General features: G+C 48.2%; 17 protein-coding genes. 12 read left to right on the top strand and 5 right to left on the bottom strand.

What is annotated here, in order from left to right:
• The first annotated feature begins 131 nt into the window (after positions 1-131).
• The 6 genes from xylA (at position 132) to EKM89_RS00380 (ending at position 8,386) form a co-directional block, all read left to right on the top strand.
• Positions 132-1,481, top strand: a complete 1,350-nt coding sequence (gene xylA / locus EKM89_RS00405; protein WP_125685181.1) for a xylose isomerase — start codon at positions 132-134, stop codon at positions 1,479-1,481.
• Between the two features lie 99 nt (positions 1,482-1,580).
• Complete coding sequence (gene xylB / locus EKM89_RS00400; RefSeq protein WP_125685180.1) at positions 1,581-3,089, top strand: xylulokinase; 1,509 nt, start codon at positions 1,581-1,583, stop codon at positions 3,087-3,089.
• Positions 3,090-3,627: 538 nt separating this feature from the next.
• Positions 3,628-3,903, top strand: a complete 276-nt coding sequence (locus tag EKM89_RS00395; RefSeq protein ID WP_125685179.1) for a hypothetical protein — start codon at positions 3,628-3,630, stop codon at positions 3,901-3,903.
• 116 nt (positions 3,904-4,019) lie between these two features.
• Positions 4,020-4,574, top strand: a complete 555-nt coding sequence (locus EKM89_RS00390; RefSeq protein ID WP_125685178.1) for a TetR/AcrR family transcriptional regulator — start codon at positions 4,020-4,022, stop codon at positions 4,572-4,574.
• Between the two features lie 195 nt (positions 4,575-4,769).
• Entirely contained in the window at positions 4,770-6,569 is a 1,800-nt protein-coding gene (locus EKM89_RS00385) for an oleate hydratase (protein WP_125685177.1), read from the top strand.
• 437 nt (positions 6,570-7,006) lie between these two features.
• A complete protein-coding gene (locus EKM89_RS00380; protein ID WP_125685176.1) occupies positions 7,007-8,386 on the top strand; it encodes a sugar porter family MFS transporter in 1,380 nt (459 codons plus the stop codon).
• A gap of 332 nt (positions 8,387-8,718) precedes the next feature.
• Here the strand turns inward: EKM89_RS00380 and EKM89_RS00375 are convergent, their stop codons facing one another.
• A complete protein-coding gene (locus EKM89_RS00375; RefSeq protein WP_125685175.1) occupies positions 8,719-9,525 on the bottom strand; it encodes an aldo/keto reductase in 807 nt (268 codons plus the stop codon).
• 257 nt (positions 9,526-9,782) lie between these two features.
• Between EKM89_RS00375 and EKM89_RS00370 the strand changes: the two genes are divergently transcribed.
• The 3 genes from EKM89_RS00370 (at position 9,783) to EKM89_RS00360 (ending at position 12,531) form a co-directional block, all read left to right on the top strand.
• A complete protein-coding gene (locus EKM89_RS00370; RefSeq protein WP_125685174.1) occupies positions 9,783-10,562 on the top strand; it encodes a (S)-acetoin forming diacetyl reductase in 780 nt (259 codons plus the stop codon).
• A gap of 383 nt (positions 10,563-10,945) precedes the next feature.
• Complete coding sequence (locus EKM89_RS00365) at positions 10,946-11,881, top strand: hypothetical protein (RefSeq protein WP_125685173.1); 936 nt, start codon at positions 10,946-10,948, stop codon at positions 11,879-11,881.
• Between the two features lie 275 nt (positions 11,882-12,156).
• Entirely contained in the window at positions 12,157-12,531 is a 375-nt protein-coding gene (locus tag EKM89_RS00360) for an iron chaperone (protein ID WP_318530987.1), read from the top strand.
• Positions 12,532-12,588: 57 nt separating this feature from the next.
• Here EKM89_RS00360 and EKM89_RS00355 read toward each other — a convergent pair whose 3' ends face one another.
• The 3 genes from EKM89_RS00355 to EKM89_RS00345 form a co-directional block, all read right to left on the bottom strand.
• On the bottom strand, positions 12,589-13,410 hold the full coding sequence (locus tag EKM89_RS00355; RefSeq protein ID WP_125685172.1) for a DUF2785 domain-containing protein: 822 nt from the start codon (positions 13,408-13,410) through the stop codon (positions 12,589-12,591).
• A 469-nt stretch (positions 13,411-13,879) separates the two neighbouring features.
• Positions 13,880-14,398 carry a universal stress protein gene (locus EKM89_RS00350; RefSeq protein WP_164510457.1) on the bottom strand — a complete coding sequence of 173 codons (519 nt, stop codon included), beginning with the start codon at positions 14,396-14,398 and terminating at the stop codon, positions 13,880-13,882.
• Between the two features lie 26 nt (positions 14,399-14,424).
• On the bottom strand, positions 14,425-14,934 hold the full coding sequence (locus EKM89_RS00345) for a YbhB/YbcL family Raf kinase inhibitor-like protein (protein WP_125685170.1): 510 nt from the start codon (positions 14,932-14,934) through the stop codon (positions 14,425-14,427).
• A 247-nt stretch (positions 14,935-15,181) separates the two neighbouring features.
• Here EKM89_RS00345 and EKM89_RS00340 point away from each other — a divergent pair, with 247 nt between their 5' ends.
• Together EKM89_RS00340 and EKM89_RS00335 are read left to right on the top strand one after the other, a co-directional pair.
• Positions 15,182-16,336 carry an ArgE/DapE family deacylase gene (locus EKM89_RS00340; RefSeq protein ID WP_125685256.1) on the top strand — a complete coding sequence of 385 codons (1,155 nt, stop codon included), beginning with the start codon at positions 15,182-15,184 and terminating at the stop codon, positions 16,334-16,336.
• 925 nt (positions 16,337-17,261) lie between these two features.
• Complete coding sequence (locus EKM89_RS00335; protein WP_125685169.1) at positions 17,262-18,029, top strand: potassium channel family protein; 768 nt, start codon at positions 17,262-17,264, stop codon at positions 18,027-18,029.
• A 247-nt stretch (positions 18,030-18,276) separates the two neighbouring features.
• Here EKM89_RS00335 and EKM89_RS00330 read toward each other — a convergent pair whose 3' ends face one another.
• Positions 18,277-18,888: a hypothetical protein gene (locus EKM89_RS00330; RefSeq protein ID WP_125685168.1), complete on the bottom strand. Its 612-nt coding sequence runs from the start codon at positions 18,886-18,888 to the stop codon at positions 18,277-18,279.
• A 207-nt stretch (positions 18,889-19,095) separates the two neighbouring features.
• Here EKM89_RS00330 and EKM89_RS00325 point away from each other — a divergent pair, with 207 nt between their 5' ends.
• Positions 19,096-19,962: an aldo/keto reductase gene (locus EKM89_RS00325; protein ID WP_125685167.1), complete on the top strand. Its 867-nt coding sequence runs from the start codon at positions 19,096-19,098 to the stop codon at positions 19,960-19,962.
• Position 19,963 lies beyond the last annotated feature (1 nt).

Here is a 19,963-nt window from a genome sequence, read left to right as displayed (position 1 = left end):
TCGAAATGATGTTTGGCCTGATTTTTTTAAACTTTTTTGGCGAAAACGCTTGCATTCAATTTAAAAGATTGTATACTAGTATTTGTAAGTTGGTTGTCGCAACGAACTAACTAGGAGGGTATTATAAAATTATGACTGAAGAATACTGGAAAGGTATCGACAAGATTCAATATGTCGGCCATCAAGATAAGAAATCTGGTTTAGGATTCCAATACTACAATCCGGAAGAAGTTATTGCCGGAAAGAAAATGAAAGATTGGTTACGTTTCGCCGTAGCTTACTGGCACACGTTCGATCAACGTTTAGTTGACCCATTCGGTGACGGGACTGCCCAACGTCCTTACGACAAGTACACTGATCCTATGGACTTAGCCTTAGCCAAGGTTGACGCTGCATTCGAATTCTACAACAAATTAGGTGTAGATTACCTTTGCTTCCATGACCGCGACTTGGCACCAGAAGGCGATACGTTACGTGAAACTAACGCCAACCTGGACAAGGTTGTTGCCAAGATTGTTGAATACCAAAAGACTTCTGGCATGAAGGTTTTGTGGAACACATCGAACATGTTCACGAACCCTCGTTTCGTCGAAGGTGCTGGGACTTCTCCATACGCTGATATCTTTGCCTACAGTGCTGCTCAATTGAAGCACAGTTTGGAAATTGGTAAGCGTGTTGGTTCTGAAAACTATGTCTTCTGGGGCGGCCGTGAAGGTTACGAATCACTCTGGAACACCAACATGAAGCAAGAACAAGAACATGCTGCTAAGTTATTCCATATGGCTAAGGACTACGCTAACGAAATTGGCTTCGACGCACAAATGTTGCTCGAACCAAAGCCAAAGGAACCAACGACGCACCAATACGACTTCGATGCCGCAACTACTATTGCGTTCATGAAGGAATACGACTTGGACAAAGACTTCAAGTTGAACTTGGAAGGGAACCATGCTAACTTGGCTGGCCATACTTACCAACACGAAATCCGTGTTGCTCGTGAAGCTGGCTTGTTAGGTTCATTGGATGCCAACCAAGGTGACAAGTTGATCGGCTGGGATATTGATGAATACCCATCTAACTTGTACGAAACCACTGCTGCAATGTACGAAGTTGTTGAAAATGGCAGCATCGGACCTCGCGGTGGGTTGAACTTCGATGCTAAGCCTCGTCGTTCATCATTTGCCCCAGAAGACCTCTTCTTAGGCCACATTGTTGGTATGGACAGCTTTGCTGCCGGCCTGCGTGTTGCTGCTGCTATGAAGGCAGATGGCTTCTTGGACAACTTAAAGGCTGACCGTTACAGCTCATACGAATCCGGTGTTGGTGCTGACATCGAAAGCGGCAAGGCTGACTTAAAGTCCCTTGAAAACTACGCTATCGACAAGCCACAATCTGAATTGATTGCTGCTACCCACTCCGACCACTTGGAAGAAGTTAAGGATACCATCAACCACTACATCGTAGAAACGTTGAGCAAGTAATCCTTTACACTACGAAAAATAACTGACAATAGAATGACGGACGGACCGTGTGTCCGCCCGCCATTTTTATGACGCGATATAAACTAGGAGGAATGACCGATGGGGAAGTATGTACTCGGCGTTGACCTGGGGACTAGTGCCGTTAAAGTTTCAGCGCTAGATCACAGCGGCCAGATCGTCGCCCAAGAAAGTTTTGACTATGATTTAATTCAAAAGCAGCCCGGCTACAACGAGCAAAATCCTGAAGACTGGGTTTCCGGGACGACGGTCGCGATTGTCCGGTTGATTTTGACCGACCATTTAGCGGCTGAAGAAATCGAGGGCTTGAGCTTTTCTGGGCAAATGCACGGGTTAGTTCTGCTGGATGAGAACAAGAAGGTCTTGCGCCCATCGATTCTCTGGAATGATACTCGGAGCACGCCACAACGTGAAGAAATTGAAGCCAAGCTCGGTGACGAGTTCGTCGACATTACCCGGAACCAACCACTGGAAGGCTTTACGCTGACCAAGCTGTTGTGGGTCAAGGAAAACGAACCCGATATCTGGGCCAAAGCCAAGTACTTTGTCTTGCCTAAAGACTACGTACGTTACCGAATGACGGGTAACCTCGCAATGGACTACTCCGATGCAACTGGGACCGTCTTACTCGACGTTGCCAAGGGCGAATGGAGCAAGAAAATTTGTGATACGTTCGATATTCCAATGAGTATGTGCCCACCATTGATCAAGTCCGTTGATTTTGCTGGAACGGTTACGCCGGCCTACGCAGAATTTTCTGGTTTGACCACCGCCACCAAGGTCTTTGGTGGCGCCGCTGATAACGCGGCTGGTGCAGTTGGGGCGGGGATTCTCCACCCGAACATGGTTCTGTCAAGTATCGGGACGTCTGGGGTTGTCTTGAAATATGAAGACAATGCTGACGTTAACTATCACGGGGTACTTCAATTTGAAGACCACGCGATTCCTGATAAATATTACTCCATGGGGGTCACTTTGGCCGCTGGGTACTCCCTCAGCTGGTTCAAGAAGACCTTCGCTCCCGCAGAGGATTTCACCGATTTCGTTGCGAGTGCGGCGAAGTCAACAGTTGGGGCTAATGGCCTCCTGTACACGCCGTACATTGTCGGTGAACGGGCACCTTACGCGGATGCCAATATCCGGGGGAGCTTTACTGGGGTCGACGGAACTCATCAACGTTATGATTTCGTCCGTGCTGTTCTGGAAGGCATCGTCTTCTCGTTTAGAGATCTCTTTGATATCTACGAGGAAAACGGTGGTGACTTTGACACGGTCGTTTCTATCGGTGGGGGCGCCAAGAGTCCACTCTGGTTGCAGATCCAAGCCGACATCTTTAACCGTAAAGTTGTCAGTCTGAAGAACGAGCAGGGGCCTGGCATGGGGGCTGCAATGATTGCGGCTACCGGTCTAGGTTGGTTCGATTCCTTACAGGACTGTGCACAGACTTTCGTTCACTTTGGCAAGGCTTACGAACCAAACCCAGAGAACGTGAAGAAGTATGAAAAGATGCATGCTATCTACAAGCAAGTCTACAAGCAGACTAAGGCCATCAGTGAACAACTGTTGGACTACCGTAAGGAAGAACTATAGGCGTTAGAAAGGGTCTTCGCTATCTGGCGGAGGCCTTTTTCTACGTCTTGTCAATAAGAATATTGTTAAATCAATGATTTATGGTAAATAATGTAGGGCACTGACTAGGTGATGAGATTCTTCGTCGCCTAGCTTAGTTATTAGGTGCTTACGTATAAATGGCGATATAGATAGCTTATTCAAGGCGTAGTAAATGACCTGACAGATAATTCTGCTATTCAGAAAAGTTAGCTGTCTTTACAAGGTTCGTAACGTGCTTACGGTGAGACTTGCTGATAATGAAAGCGCTTGAAATAGATGTCTTTAGAAAACATTTAGAAATAAATAGATTCAAATAGTGAAGTATCTCTTCTATAATATGAGCCGGCAGCCTGAACGAGTATGAACGACAAACTATCCACACACTTAAATGTGTGGCATGTCTAAACATCGTTTTAATGTTATAGTTAATATATAGAAAAAACTAATGATAAGATGCAGTTAATGGAGGAGAAAAATAATTTCAAATAAATGGTATAAAGGTTTGTTGGTTCTAGTGATGACAATGGGTATTGGCCTGACTTGGCACCTAGATGTCTCGCAGCGTGGTGTTAACGGTTATGCTGTAGAAGTGAGTACTGCGGTTGAGGCGTTTGCGGATAGTCTGGAGGAACCGTCTAATTCGCAGTCAGTCAGTCATAGTCAGTTAAAGACGGCGTCCAAACCGGTCAAACAAGTTCGTGCAAAGACGATGATCCGCCGGTATGAAAATGTTTGTTTGACCAAGGTTGTCAAGTCTTACCAGAAGGGCGCCATCGCAATATTGCGGTTGTAAGGTGGACTGCGATGGCTTTTTTGCGTACTGATGGGTAGCGGTTATTAGCAATAACTGACGGCCATTGTTCCTATCGGCCAATCATTATATACTGGCCTTGTGAGGGGCGATGACCTATGGGAAAGAATACCAAGCAACAGCTTTCGGCGGCGCTGGTAACCCAGTTGCAACGAACGCCGGTCGATAAGATTACGATCAAATCAATCGTTGATGCCTGTGATCTAACACGGCAGACCTTTTATAATCATTTCAGTGACATCTATGAACTGGTCGAGTGGACGGCCAAGGAGGCAACGGCTGAGTCACTCAAGAACGTCGCAGATTATGACAATTGGCAGCACGGCTTCTGCAACGTGATGATGACCATCAAGGCCAACCGCTACCTGGTAGAGAACACCTATCAGTCGGCGTACCGTGATTTGCTGGAGAAATACATCTATACAGTGCTCTATCAATACATATTAGCCGTCGTTGAGCGCCAAGCAGTGGGTATGCAGGTGGCGCAGAAACACAAGGATTTCATTGCGCATTTTTACAGTCTGGCGTTCATTGCATTGATCTTCGAATGGGTCAAGGATGGGCTCAAAGAGGATCCTCGTGATATCGTTGAACAGACCGGCGTGTTGATTCAGGGGGATTTTAAAAAGGCGTTACATAAGTACGCGGAGTAGGCGATTAGCCCGCCAGCTGCCGATCTGCGAGGTCATCGATAATTTACCAAATGGCGGATGTGATCGAATTGAATTTTACACTTCCAGCGAGCTGTCAAAATTTTGACAACTCGCTTTTTCTGTCAATTGTTTCCGCTTTCTTCTGGCCGTATCGTGGAGACAAGCAAGAAATCCAAAACGAAGAAGGTCATCTCCATGAATATCTATCAAACGATGTATCGGCCGCTAAAACCGGCTGGGATTGACGATCGACGTGCAAATATTGTTGGTGGTGGGATTGCTGGATTGGCAACAGCAGCATTTCTGATCGATGACGCGCAGATGCCAGCGCGTAACATTACCATTTTTGAGAAGAAGCCCGTTATGGGTGGCTCGATGGACGGGACCAAGGACAGTCAAGGTTACCTGTGTCGGGCTGAACGTGAGCTGGAACCTTACATGGAATGTCTGTGGTACCTTTGCAGTAAGATCCCATCATTGGAGAATCCGGGTCGAACGGTGTTGGATGACGTGGTTGACTTCAACCGTGACGAACCTATTCACAGTGAAGCGCGGGTCATCATTAACCAAGGCGAGATTGACAGCCACTATCACGATTACAAATTAAAACCAAAATACGCAGCGGCTATGCAACTGATCGTGAACTCGACGGAAGAGGAGTTGGCCGACAAACGGTTGGATGAATTCTTCGATCCTGAATTTTTCCGTACCAACTTCTGGACTTGCTTCCACAGCCAATTGGCCTTCAAGCACTATCACAGTGCTATCGAATGTCGCCGGTACTGGCAACGGTTCACCTTTATTTCCCGGCACGAATACTTAGAGGGCTTCGTTCACACGAAGTACAACGAATACGACGCCATCATCTTACCAATCGAACGTTGGTTGATCGACCAGGGTGTCCACTTTGAAAATAACTTTAACGTGACCGACCTTGGCTTTTCCGATGCCAATAACACGGTCAATGAAATTATTGCGACCCGCGACGGTAGTGCCGCCAACGTACATGTGAACCGGCAGGACTTGGTATTCGTCACGACGGGGTCTATCAGTGAAAACAGTACCTTCGGCGATAACCATACCGTGGCACCGACGAACCGTGATACTGAGGATATGGGAACCTTCACCATTTGGCAGAATTTAGCAAAGAAGGACGCCAAATTCGGGCATCCCGAGAAGTTCCTGGGTCAAATCGACAAGACCAAGTGGATCTCATTTTTCCCAACGGTTAAGGATTACCCCGAATTCTTCAAGCGGATCGAAGAGATGTCTGGCAGTCCGGCTGGTACCGGTGGCCTGATGACGTTCAAGGATTCCAACTGGGACATGTCCTTTGAAATTCACCACAAGCCATTCTTCCCATACCAAGCGGATGACGAAGAAGTCGGCTGGGGTTATGGCCTGTATGGTGAAAATGAAGGGAACTACATTAAGAAACGGATGTGGGACTGTACCGGAGATGAAATCCTGACGGAACTGCTCTATCATCTGGGAATGCTCGACATCAAGGATGAAGTTCTCGCCCACACCTACATGTCGACGGCCATGATGCCGTACTGTACCAGTCAGTTCATGCCACGGAAGGCTGGCGACCGTCCGCTGGGCGTGCCGGCTGGGTGCACCAACCTGGGCCTGTTAGGGCAATTTGTGGAAATCGACGATGACGTGGTCTTCACGGTAGAAACTTCCGTACGGACCGGGTTAGAAGCCGTTTATCAACTGCTGAACTTCGACAAGAAGCCACTGGAAGTCAACCCCTCGCGTTACGACATCCGGTACCTCTTGGAACGGCTCAAGCGGTTCCAGGGCATCCATGGCGATGTGACGATAGCCGACTTGCCACAGGTTGATCCGGCAGAGTTGCCCGCTCTGACGGAGAAGCTCCTGAAGGTAGTCAACGCCGTACCGCCGTACTACCAGATGTATCTTGGCCGTGACCAGACAATCCCCCAAAAGACCGCGGTGCTCCATCCCAAGGCGCCACACAGCAAATAATCGACCCTTTACCCCTGTAGATCCTGTGTGGTGTTCACGAAAAGGCTGCCGTTATGGTAGCCTTTTTGTGTGCAGCCCCATCAAGCGGCTTTGCAACAGTCATTGGCAGAGCAGCAAGCTTAGTATAAAGAGGGCTGGTTTGAGGTCATTAAGTGCATAAACAGACAGGCCTTTCACAAGTGATGGCAGCCTTTTATTTACGCCAAATAACAATTAAGACTCATGATTATTCATGTGTGCTTTCACACAAAATCACGAATCATGAGAATTAGGCGAAATGTTACAATCTATTGTTAAAGTATAGGAAACGCTTTCAGAATTCGTCGAATTGTGCTATAGTAATCACATGGTTGGTTGAAGCAATCAACTAACTGCATGTAGAATACCAACTTACAAAAAATTCTACGGTGATTTACCGTCAAAGGAAGTCAGTAACGATGCATAAAGTTTCGACCGGATTCATTTACTTTTTTGGCGCCCTCGGCGGGTTGCTCTTTGGTTACGATACCGGGGTTATCTCCGGCGCAATTCTCTTCATTCAAAAACAAATGCACTTAGGCGCTTGGCAACAGGGCTGGGTCGTCAGCTCCGTTCTGTTAGGTGCGATTCTAGGAGCTGCCATTATTGGACCGTCATCTGACCGGTATGGCCGGCGTAAGTTGCTTTTACTCTCCGCCGTTATCTTCTTGATTGGGGCGTTAGGGTCCGCATTCTCACCGGAATTCTGGTCATTGATCATCTTCCGGGTGATTCTAGGAATGGCTGTGGGGGCCGCTTCAGCGTTGATTCCAACGTACCTCGCTGAGTTGGCACCCGCTGACAAACGGGGAACCGTTGCCAGTTTATTTCAACTGATGGTCATGTCCGGAATCTTGTTGGCTTATATCACCAATTACAGTTTCTCCGGCCTATATACCGGTTGGCGTTGGATGTTAGGCTTCGCTACTATTCCAGCCGCGCTGCTCTTTTTTGGTGGGTTGATCCTGCCAGAGAGTCCACGATTCTTGGTCAAGTCCGGGCGTGTTGATGAAGCCCGTGAAGTCCTTGATACCATGAACGGCCATAATAGTACGATCGTTAACCGTGAGATTCGTCAAATTAAGGAACAAGCCGGTGTCGTTAGTGGCGGCTGGCCAGAACTCTTTAGCAAAATGGTTCGGCCTTCATTGACTATCGGGGTTGGCTTAGCCATCTTCCAACAGGTCATGGGCTGTAACACCGTGTTGTACTATGCCCCAACCATCTTTACCGACGTTGGTTTCGGTGTCTCAGCGGCGTTGTTAGCGCACATTGGGATTGGGATATTCAACGTGATTGTGACCGCCGTTGCCGTGACCATCATGGATAAGATCGACCGGAAAAAGATGTTGATTATTGGTTCCGTTGGGATGGGTATTTCTTTGTTCGTGATGAGCATGGGCATGAAGTTCTCTGGCGGGTCACAGACAGCTGCGATTATTTCCGTCATTGCTTTGACCGTCTACATCGCGTTCTTCTCCGCAACTTGGGGCCCCGTGATGTGGGTCATGATCGGTGAAGTCTTCCCGTTGAACATTCGGGGCTTGGGAAATTCCTTTGCCAGTGTGATCAACTGGACGGCGAACATGATCGTTTCCCTGACGTTCCCGTCGTTACTGGATTTCTTCGGTACTGGGAGTTTGTTCATCGGTTACGGTGTGCTGTGTTTCCTCTCCATCTGGTTCGTTCACAAGATGGTCTTCGAAACGCGGAACCGGTCGCTGGAAGACATTGAAGCAACCTTACGTGAAAAGGCCGGCGAAGAAGATGTTCCTGGTCTGAGTACCGCGCAAAAGTAAAATTAATCATATGATATTTTGGAGGCCGGGATAAATGTCCTGGCCTTTTTGGGCTCTGAACTCAAAAGCGTTTGGGGAAAAACAGGGCTGCTGAAAAAATAAATTGCCATTTAAAAATACCCCACTCAAACTTTAAAAATAACCAGCAAAGCGGATAGGCTCTCCCGCTTTGCTGGTTATTTGACTACATATTCTGGGAATTCATTTTTAAAAATCTTGAATTTCTGACTTTTCAGCAGCCCCGAAAAAAACCAGACTCCTTTGGTATCTCCGAATTTACAGTGCTGAAACGTGGGACAAAAGGGCAACTGACCCCGCTTAAAACTGATGCTTTAGTCGTAGTTTAAATGCTTATCTTGATCCAAACCGTTAATTTCTTCAATTTCAGCGGCAGTTAAGTTAAACCCAGAGATCTCGAAGTTTTCCTTAACCCGTGCTGGTTTTGAGGACTTAGGGAAGACCACAAAGCCCGTGTCAATTTGCCACCGTAAGACAACTTGAGCGGGTGACTTGCCATATTTTTGGGCCAGCTTGGTGATGACCGGATCTTCGAGGATTAAGTGGCCATGGCCGATTGGGGAATAGCCTTCGTTGACCAGACCATTGTCCGTGTCGAACTTGCCTAAATCGGCTTGTACCTTGTAGGGGTGCCGTTCGATTTGGTTGACCATAGGTTTCACCTTGGCCATCGCAAAGACTTGTTCGAGTTGTTCTTTGGAGAAGTTAGAGACACCAATGGCCCGAACCTTCTTTTGTTGATACAGGGTCTCAAAGGCGCGCCAAGTGTCCAACGTCAGGTCGAAGTTCTTTTCGTTTGGCCAATGAATTAGGTAAAGATCTAGGTAATCCAACTGTAAGTCAGATAAAGTTTGGTCAAAAGCGGCTAGGGTCTTATCATACCCTTGATCAGCGTTCCAAAGCTTAGACGTGATAAATAAGTCAGCACGGTCAATGCCAGCGGCTTTGATGGCCGTTCCAACTGCTGGTTCGTTACCGTAGATGTGGGCGCAGTCTAAATGCCGATAGCCAGCGTCTAGAGCCGTTTTGATAGCTGCTGGGACATCCTTACTGTCGATTAAATAAGTCCCAAATCCCAGCATCGGGATGGTCACACCGTTGCTTAATTGTGTCGTTTCCATGTTGTTACCTCACTTTAAAATATTTTGTTTCCGAACACTTATGTCCATGATACACTACTCTGCCAATAGTTTCATGGTTGACACTTAACCGTTGCGATGAACGTGATGCTTGGGTAGCAACGTTTTTACTAATTAGTTCAATTGAACAACTAAGACGGTAAAAATATTCCACACGCAATCGCTTTCATTACCCCGTTGTTTCCGGTAGAATGTGGGTGTACCTGGAAATCTACTTATTCTGAAGGAGTGAATGGCACATGGCATCAAATGGTAAAGTAGCAATGGTTACTGGCGGCGGACAAGGAATTGGAGAAGCCATTTCCAAACGTTTAGCCAATGATGGTTTTGCAGTATCAGTTGCTGATTTGAACTTGGAAAATGCCAACAAAGTCGTTGCTGCTATCGAAGCTGATGGTGGCAAGGCGGTTGCTGTTAAAGTCGACGTTGCCGACCGTGACAGTGTGTTCGCTGCAGTTAACACGACTGCGGACAAGCTCGGTGGGTTTGACGTTATCGTCAACAATGCCGGCCTTGGCCCCACGACGCCGATTGACACGATTACCCCAGAACAGTTTGATTTAGTGTACCACGTCAACGTTGCCGGAACCCTGTGGGGCATCCAAGCAGCGCATGCCAAATTGAAGGAACTCGGCCATGGTGGGAAGATTATTAACGCAACTTCTCAAGCCGGCGTTGTCGGGAATCCGAACTTAGCCCTGTACAGTGGCACCAAGTTTGCCATTCGGGGAATTACCCAAGTCGTCGCGCGGGACTTAGCTGCTGAAGGGATCACGGCTAACGCTTACGCACCAGGTATTGTAAAGACCCCAATGATGTTTGACATCGCCCACAAGGTTGGTCAAAATGCCGGCAAGGACGACGAATGGGGCATGCAGACATTTGCGAAGGACATTACTCTGGGTCGGCTGTCCGAACCAGAGGACGTTGCGGCCGGGGTTGCCTTCTTGGCAGGTCCAGACTCCAACTACATTACCGGACAGACACTGGAAGTTGATGGTGGGATGCAGTTCCACTAGCAACATGTCGAATTGAAGAGAACCATCGGGGACGTCGTAGTGGTCACGGCGTCCCTTTTAAAATGGCTTGAAAACCAAATTAGGTACGTTACGCTTGCGACAGTAAGGCGGGTTACCACTAAATTAGGTGAAAAGGGTGCACGCCGGCTGCTAGGGCTTCCGCCTCGCCTGAAAACCGAGTATGTGGCTCTCAGGTCGTCCTGCGATGTCAGCCAAGAAGAACGCCAACTAACATTGTTGATATGGCTAGGGACGCCTCCGGCTCTGATTATGTGTGAAAAAGAGTTGCTGAACAGGTTCCGGGAACAATCAATCTCTCCATTATCAGTTTTAGCCAGAACTGGTTAAGTGAGAGTGCTACTCTGAAACAGAGGAGGGATTCTATGAAACGTTTACTTCAGTTCGCCAGTGTCCTCGGAGTCGCTGGCGGCATGTTCTTTTTATCCGGTACATCAGCCAAGGCCGTTAGTGTGATGTATTCTTCACCTGCCCGGTCACAGTCCGTGCGGTTGGTTTGGCGGAAGAGTATGGGGCAACACGCGTTTACACGCGCCCAGGGTGGCCGCTACTCGAAACATCTGGGCTTACTGTATGCTATGGGTTATGAGGAACCAGGCGAAATCTGGTTTACCGACGCCCATGAAAAATTGTATCGTAAGGCCAAGGGGACATCGGCCATTTATTACCATGTGCAAAATGCTGCGGGGACGCATAAGGGGTGGATTTGGCGTGGCTACTTGAAACCAACAACGACCACCCAGACGCCGGCTGTCGTGAGTGCCAAAATGTCTCGCGACCAAACCTTAAAGACGCAGCAAAATATTGCGTTACAGAAGATGACGGCCAAACAGGTTCAAACAGCCGTGGCCCAACGATTGGCGAGTCAGTATACGTTTAACCAGAAAATGATGGCATTCGCGCAGTACATGACGTATGCCGATGATGGCATCAATGGGCTGACACCTGACCGTTCTAAGGTATGGCAACCCGCTAAGTTTGGTATCAAGGGGAACAAGCATCTCATCGGTGATGGGAGTTTGAATGCCATTGAGGATATGGACTTGGGCTGGATGCAGACACTGCCAGTGAATGATCAAGGTGGTAACTACCTGATAGATGGGCTGACGGCGAAGGTTGCGACGGCCTTGCAATACATGGCGAAGACGCATAATGCCCGTGACATTGGGTTCGGTGTCACGGTCGATCCCGGCGCTAGATTGCAAGAAGGTGCGGTCAATGATCCGCAGTCGAAGAATTTCTACCTGGCGTTTTCCGTCGAGTATTATTGGCAAGACGATCACGTGGTCAATCAGTGGTAAGCGTGAGCTGAGACCCTGTCGGTAATATCGTTTTGGTCGGTGATGAACCTTGGGATTCCGCGTGGTCGTCTTCGGGGCTTCAAAGTGAGTGCGAAGGTTGGTGTTCTGCTGGGCCGAAGTGTCCCCTGCAGCGGCTGATTTTTCTGATAGCTGGGGTGCGGCAAACTAAACGTGAGCATGACAGGATTCTATAATCCCATAACCAGAAAACATGCTACAATAAGAATAATTTGAGATGCCGATGGACCATGACTGAACTGTTTAGGGGTGAATCTATGATTGCAGAATTTGAAGATTACTTAGCAAAGATTGACGACGCGGAACACCAAGCGCGTGTGCGTACCGTGTTGAATTGGGTCCAGACGACCTTTCCTCAGCTCGAACAGCGTTATGCGTGGAATCAACCGATGTTTACTGACCACGGAACGTTCATTATTGGGTTTAGCGTGGCCAAGGCGCATATGGCGTTTGCTCCCGAAGACCAGGCAATGGCACAGTTCGCTGATGCCATTCAGGTCGCCAAGTATAATCCAGGGAAGAAATTTGGTCGGATCAAATGGACTCAGGACGTGGACTATGATCTATTGCAGCAGATCATTTCATTTAACATCGCGGATAAGGCCGAAATAACGACGTTTTGGCGCAAATAAAGCGAAAGCAAAGGGGTCACCATAATCTGAAAAAAATCAGATCATGGTGACACCTTTTTAGTTTACATAGCCATTTACCTGATAGTAGTGATGACTTAGCGTTGTAATCAATTGCTGGGTGGTGGCTTCTCCCGGAAGCAAGAAGTAGAGGTGGTGCAGGAAGCTTAACCAGTTGTGCAACCGCGCAGCAGGCTCACGGTCGAACGAAAAGTTGCGCCATAAACGTTGATCGGTAGCGGTTAGCCAGTCATTGAGCTGCTGGGTGGTTAGATGGTCCACTCGTTTGGCTTGAATCAGTGGCATGGCTAGGCGAGGTTCCTCATCGAATTGAAAAGGAGCTGTCTGGCGGGAAAAGACCGTTGCAAGGGTCACCAGTGCTGCCGGCGTTTGGCTCAAGGGAAACTGGGGATGCTGCCAGGCATATCCCAGCAAGTCGCTACCATGAGCGACACCATGGGCCCACCCCTTGTCTGGCACCCAACCCCGTTGGTCACGTTCACGGATGAGGTAGGTCAAGGCATCGTTGAAAAATTGGTCGCGGTCCTCGGCTGGCAGCCAGGGCTGTTGGGCATCACTATCCAGAACAGCCGCCGTCAAAAGTGCCGAAAATGTGCGCTGAAAGACGGCGTCGTTGGTCGGCTGATCGATGGCAGTGAAGAGTCCTCGTTTGGTCATCAAGTTATTGGCGATGGCCTGACACTGCAAGTGAGTGAACGCATCTTCATCCAAGCCCCGTGCAAAGAGGGTGTAGACCGTGTCGTCGCGAATCGTAGGATCTAAATCGCCCACGTGAGCCAATAACAGCTGGACCTGGTCGTCCGTAAAGCTTAGGGCGGGTGCCTTGGCCAGTTGTTGTAATTCAGTTGGAAAATCTGCCACTTCAAGCACCTCCAGTTTTTCTATAGTATACGCCGATTAGATGATTGGCGGAAAAAATGAGCCTGGGATAAACCCCCAGGCTCATTTGGTATCTCCGAATTTACATTGCTGAAACGTGGGCCAAAAGGCAGCTGACTCCGTTTAAAACTGATAACTGAAGGTTGAAAGCCAAAATGTTTGCGTTACTCTTGCGACAGTAGGAATTATTACGGCTAAATTAGTGAAAACAGCCGCACTCCGGCTCTGATTGTGCAGGTCAATTCCAATCACTGAATCCCAAGTGGCTACTAAGATTTAAGCATAATTCAATAACGTTCCTAACGGCATGATCCATGTTGCCTCAAACCAACTACGTCAGCCGAGAGGTCGGCAGATATGGGCTCAGGCGTGTTCGCACCGATCCAGTCCATATCTGCCGGCCGGTAAGGCGATGGATGGGCAACGTTGCCTAATTTTAGCCCCACGCTCGCTACTTAGAAAGGTTCGGTTGTTCTTGATTTTGTTCAGCAGCCTGCTTAGTGTCAAGCGGTTTGCCGTCTTCGTTGGTTCGAACCACGAAGACATCGATGGCCGACATTCGACTCACGTAAGAGGTGACTGAACCTTCGACCATTCGCGCAACGGCGCTGAGGCCAGTGGCCCCCAACATAATCAGGTCGTTCTTGTGGTCGCGGACGAATTCGTGGGCAATGACGGTCTTGGGATTGCCAAATCGGACGTGAATGTCCATATCAGCAAAGCCCGTGGCCGCCTTAGTCGTTTCAATCAGCGACGTTAAGTAGGCCGTTGCGTCCTGTGCGAGGTCGTGAATCACACTACCCGGCATGGAGCCGCTAGCGTAAAACCCATAATGATTAATACGCAACACATTTAGCAAGTCGATGTGTGCGTGATTCTGTTGTGCGACCGTCACGGCCTTTTTCAATGCCAGTTCTGCTTGGACGGAGCCGTCGACGGGCACCAGAATCTGTTTATAGTTCTGTTCCATAATACCCCTTCTTAATGGCGGACATCCTAAACGCGACCACGCAAAGTGATTGTGGCGGTATCTAAGACGTGCCCGTTGATTTGATGAAGCAGGTCATTCAACCAGAAACCGTCGGCCAAGTCGAGCTTGGTGTTCAACGCGTAAACGGTCAGACTGTAATCATGGTCCTCATTGGGTGGAAATGGCCCAGTGTAATTTTGAAAAACGGCGGGGTCCGTGTTCCCAATGAGGGAGCCAGCATTACTGTTGCGGCCGTGAACGTGAGGAATGGCGTTGGTCCGGGAAACATCGGTGGTAATCTCTCTGGTCGTCCCAGGGAAGTTGGCGGCGACCCAGTGAATCCACGGAAATCCGCTGACAGGTACGGCATCAAAGTCAATCAAATTGAGTGCTAATGTCTGCGTCTTCTTGGGAATTTTGGATAAACTGATGGGAAATGATTTAACGGGCTGACCGCCGTAAACATCGTCACCAGTGGCGTACTTGCTGAATTCGTCGGCTAAATAGCCGTTTTCGGATGGCACAAAGATTCGCATAAAAATCCCTCCTCAAATTAATCACGCTAACAGGTGTCGGCCGTGATTGCTGGTCGACCCGGATTTGTCAGGTGGTTCACTCTTCATTATACCGCAGGAGTCTCTTCACTCACGAATATTCATTTAAAATGTATAAAAATACGATATACTAAATATTATCTAATATAATTGCAATTAACAGTTGCTTTTTGGTTAAAAGGGCGTATGCTAATAACATTAGAAAGTGATTAGAGAAAGGATGACGTCCATGACGCCCCAAACCAAAATTGAGATTTTACAGCACATTATTCAGATTCCATCGGTCAATGATAACGAAACCGCCGTTGCCGACTACATTGCGAGCCTGTTTGCGCCTTACCCCCAGGCTAAGATCGAAAAAGTTCCGTTTGCTGAGAACCGCGACAATCTAGTTGTGACGATTGGCAAGGGACCACAAATTGGCCTGTCTGGGCACATGGACGTTGTTGACCCTGGCGAACACGGTGCGTGGAGCCACGACCCATTTGGTGGGGAGATCGTCGGTGATCAGCTCTTTGGTCGGGGCGCGTCGGACATGAAGAGTGGCTTGGCGGCCATTGTCATCACGATGCTGGAATTTCTCGAACAAGGAACGCCGTTAAAGGGGAGCGTTCGGTTATTGGCGACGGTTGGCGAGGAGACCGGTGAATACGGCGCGGCCACGTTGACCGATGCCGGGTACGCCGATGAACTCGCCGGTCTTGTCATTGCCGAACCGAGTGGCCTCGACAACGTGGTCTACACCGCGCGGGGCGTCATTGATTACAAGGTCGTGTCGACAGGTAAGGGGAGTCACAGTGCCAGCCCCGAAAAAGGCATCAACGCGATTACGAACTTGATGAAATTTTATAACGCGGTTGGGCCAATCATGGCTCAGTATACCAAGACCGATCCCGTATTGGGCGGCTTGCTACATAATGTCGATCTGATTTCCGGTGGGGAGCAGATCAATTCGATACCCGCTCACGCCGAATTGATGGCTAACATGCGGACGATTCCAGCTTACCCCAACCAAGTCATTTACGACGAATTGGAAGCCCTGATTGCCAAATTGAATCAGGAACCAACTGTCGATTTGGAGTTGTCATACAGCTATCCGGAGGAGGCCATTCCGGGCGATCCAAATGCGCCATTGGTCCAATTGGCTAAGCAAATCAGTGACAAAATCTGCGGTCACGATACAAAAGTCGTGGGCTCCGGTGGTGCGAACGACGGCGCCGAATTTCTGCGGGCCAAAGCCGACTTCACCAGCATTGAAATTGGTCCCGGTAGCAACACGTCGCATCAAGTCGATGAATACGTCTCTATTCAGGAATATTTGAAGGCCATCGAGGTTTATGAGGCTTTGGTGCCAGCTTTCTTTGCGCAATTAGTTAAGGCTTAAAGTTGAAAGTTCTACAACACCTAGTATGACTGTTGTAACAGCAATACTGCGGTTAAAACTAGGCAGCGTAGTCCAGTCATCGCCTTACCGGCCAGCAGATATGGGCTGGATCGGTGCGAACACAACTTGAAGCCTCGAAAATGCCGAGTCTCCAAGCTTGGTTTTCTACTAAGCCAGTGGACCCCACCACTGACTAAGTAGAACGACGCGCCTGAGCCCATATCTGCCGACCTCTCGGCTGACGTGGGTGTTCTAAGATAACGTGGATAATGCCTTATAGAGACATTATTGATTTACGCTAAATGCAGCACTCGGTTGGAATTTAACGTTTGAAATGGACGAGCACAATCGGAACTGAAGGCGGTCAGGGATTCCACTGACCTATGGTGATCTCTCCAGTTGCATTGGGTTCAACTTGAATGTAGTTGGCGTTTGCCAGGTTAGTTTTACTAATTTTGGTGATTTCAGATTATGAGACGAGAATTCGGTCGAGGGGTAAAGCTATAGAATTTCCCGGGTTTAATCACAATAATGTTGGTTAGCATAAGAATTTTAGTAACAGAAGAGAGTGGGACATAACGCAAAAAGTTGCTCCTTTCAGAATCTAATAATTCTGAAAGGAGCAACTTTTATTTACGCCACTATGGTGCCGAAACGTGGGACATAAGGCAGTTGATTCCGCTTAAAACTGATAACCAAATAATCTAAGTCCGGGATTATTCGGTTATCAGCCTTAATGCTCGCCAGTTAATCGCCTTTTGTCCTATTCTTTTTTGGTGTGGTTAGAGCTTTAACCGACAAATCTTACTAAAGGCTAAAATTCGCAGATATTTCTGGTAATATTCTTGAATTTGATTATATTGTATAAATAAGTGCTTGATTGACGGGCATGATTTCAAGGGTTGATATTGGGGGGACAAGAAACATGAGAAACGAGCGAGTACCACGCACATTAGTCGGTTACCATTGGGGTGTCACATTATTGACATTGGGATCGGTTCTGAACGTGATTTTAATGCTCTTGCAATGGGGCAGTCACTCGCTAGAAATGGCGATCTCAAACGGATTACTCGTCGTATTTGCCATGGACTATTTTGTGCGGTTGATCATCACGAAGGACCGGAAAACATTTTTGATTCAGTCGGCCTTTGATTTGCTGGGTATCATCCCACTTCATCCAGTCTTTGCCTTCTTCCGGCTGGCGCGATTAGCGCGACTGATTCGGTTCCACCATCTCTTTTGGCGGTTAGGATTAGATGGTAAATGGACTAAGGCCTACCACCGATTCATTTACCAAACAGGGTTCATCTATCTCTTTTCAATCAGTGTGGCCATTATCGTGTTCAGCGCGTTTCTGTTCTCCCTAACTGAAAAACAAAGCCTCGCCAACTCTTTGTGGTGGGCGGTCACCACGGCAACAACGGTGGGGTACGGGGACGAGACGCCGCATACCGCCTTTGGTAAAATTATCGCCAGCGTCCTAATGTTTGGCGGAATTGGTTTTATTGGGTTGCTGACCAGTACCATTACGGGTTTTATTACCAATCACACAGAAAAAGCGGTCACCACGCAAGATACACAGGAACAAGCCAACGTCCGCGAACTCTTAGCGAAAATCGACACGTTAACGGGCAAAGTTGATCAGTTACAGGAGCAAGTTGAACGGTTGGATAAGAAATCGCCAAAACTGTAGTGTAACTGGAAATTAAGATGGATAGATTTAGCCAACTAAATGTTGACTCCATAAATTATTCGCATTTTTCTTACGACAGTAATGAGTATCGTTGCCAAATTGGCGAAAACAGCCGCACTCCGGCTCAGATTGTGCCCGTTAATTTTCAGACGTTGAATTCCAGATGAGTGCTAATGTTTAGCTCATGGTTAATACTCGAAAAAAAAGCTAACGAACAGCCAAAAGGCCATTCGTTAGCGTATAAGGGTTACCGAACGAACTGCAGGGTGTAGTTGCCCTGACCGTCCGAAGTGATGGTGTAGGTCGTGTAGCCTGCAGCCAACCATTGTTGTTTGGAAGCTTGTGCCCAGTTCTGAGCGTCGTTGACCGACGAGAAGGTGTGGGTGCTGGCAAACGTGCTATCTGACGCGTTGCTCGTACTTTCGGCGGATGAGCTACTGCTGGAGACGGCACTCTTTTTCGTTTGGGTCTTATCTAGCAATTTCTGTTCGCGGTCCTGTACGGCGTCGTTAGATTCATCGTTAATGATATTTTGTAGCTTTTGTTTTTGCGTGACGGTGATGCCGTTGTTGTTATACTGACTAACCTTTTGTTTAAAACTATCGTAAGCAGCTTGTTCCGAGGTCGACGATGATTTCGCGACAACGGAAGCGCTGGTACTCGATGAGGCGGTAGTGTTTGAAGCGGAATCGTTGTGATGCGTAATGGCTAAGACCAGCAAGATAGCGATGGCCAGCGTTAATAAGGTCATGATCCACGGCCACCACCGCCGCGGCTTTTTTTGCTGGCGGCGAGTGGGTTGATCACCCTGATTAAAGTTATACCGTTGTACGCGTGATTTTGGTTCTTGGTTGTTCAACTGAAAAACCTCCATGTCTAGAACGGTGTGAAAAAACAAGTTTGCCGCCAAGACGACAAACTACCACACTCTTCATAGTACCGCAAAACGCTAGTAGAAGAAAATTTTAACACTGATTTCGACCATTTTTCAATCATTTGCACCGCGAAATTCATTTGGATATTGTATGATAGAGAGTGAAACAAAGTTTGAAAGGTGGTTTTTATAGTGCACAATGATATTCCCGATTTACCATTAAACAATGGCAACCGGATTCCCCAGTTAGGTCTCGGTGTGTTTCAAGTCGATAACGCTGAAGACACAAAGAATTCTATTAAATGGGCGTTAGCTGCGGGTTACCGCCACATTGACACTGCTGCATATTATGGCAATGAACAATGGGTCGGTGAGGCCATCCGCGAAAGCAACGTTAAGCGTGAGGACATCTTCGTGACCTCCAAGCTTTGGAACGCTGTGCGGGGCTATGACGAAACCAAGGCAGCCTTCCAAGAAACTTTAGACAAGCTCGGTTTTGACTACCTCGACATGTACCTGATCCACTGGCCAGCACCTGGTTATCTAGAAAGCTGGCGGGCGATGGAAGACCTGTACAAGGAAGGTAAGATCAAGAACATCGGTGTCTCCAACTTCAACCAAAAGCAGATGGACGATGTCTTGGCACACGGCACGGTTAAGCCCGTTGTGGACCAAATCGAAACGCACCCGTATCTGCAGCAAGACGAGATGCACGCCTACTTGGAAAGCAAAGGTATCCTGCATGAAGCTTGGAGTCCACTTGGTGGTGGGAATAACAATGCCATCAGCGACCCCGTCATCAGTGAATTAGCAGCGGCACATGACGTTAGTGCCGCCCAAATTATCTTACGGTGGCACGTTCAACGCGCAGAGATCGTGATTCCTAAGTCGATTCACGAAGCACGGGTTCAACAAAACCGCGACATCTTTGCCTTTGGCCTGGACGAAGACGAAATGAAGGCCATTGCAGCCCTCGACGCCGGCAAACGTGTGGGTCCTAACCCAGACGATGAAGCCTGGTTAAAGCAATCTCAGAGTTACACTAGCCGTAAGAAGTAGG

The sequence above is a fragment of the Levilactobacillus fujinensis genome (assembly GCF_003946335.1).
Lineage (GTDB): Bacteria > Bacillota > Bacilli > Lactobacillales > Lactobacillaceae > Levilactobacillus > Levilactobacillus fujinensis.
Note: the sequence above shows the minus strand (reverse complement) of the source record. Positions and strands in the feature narration are given on the sequence as shown.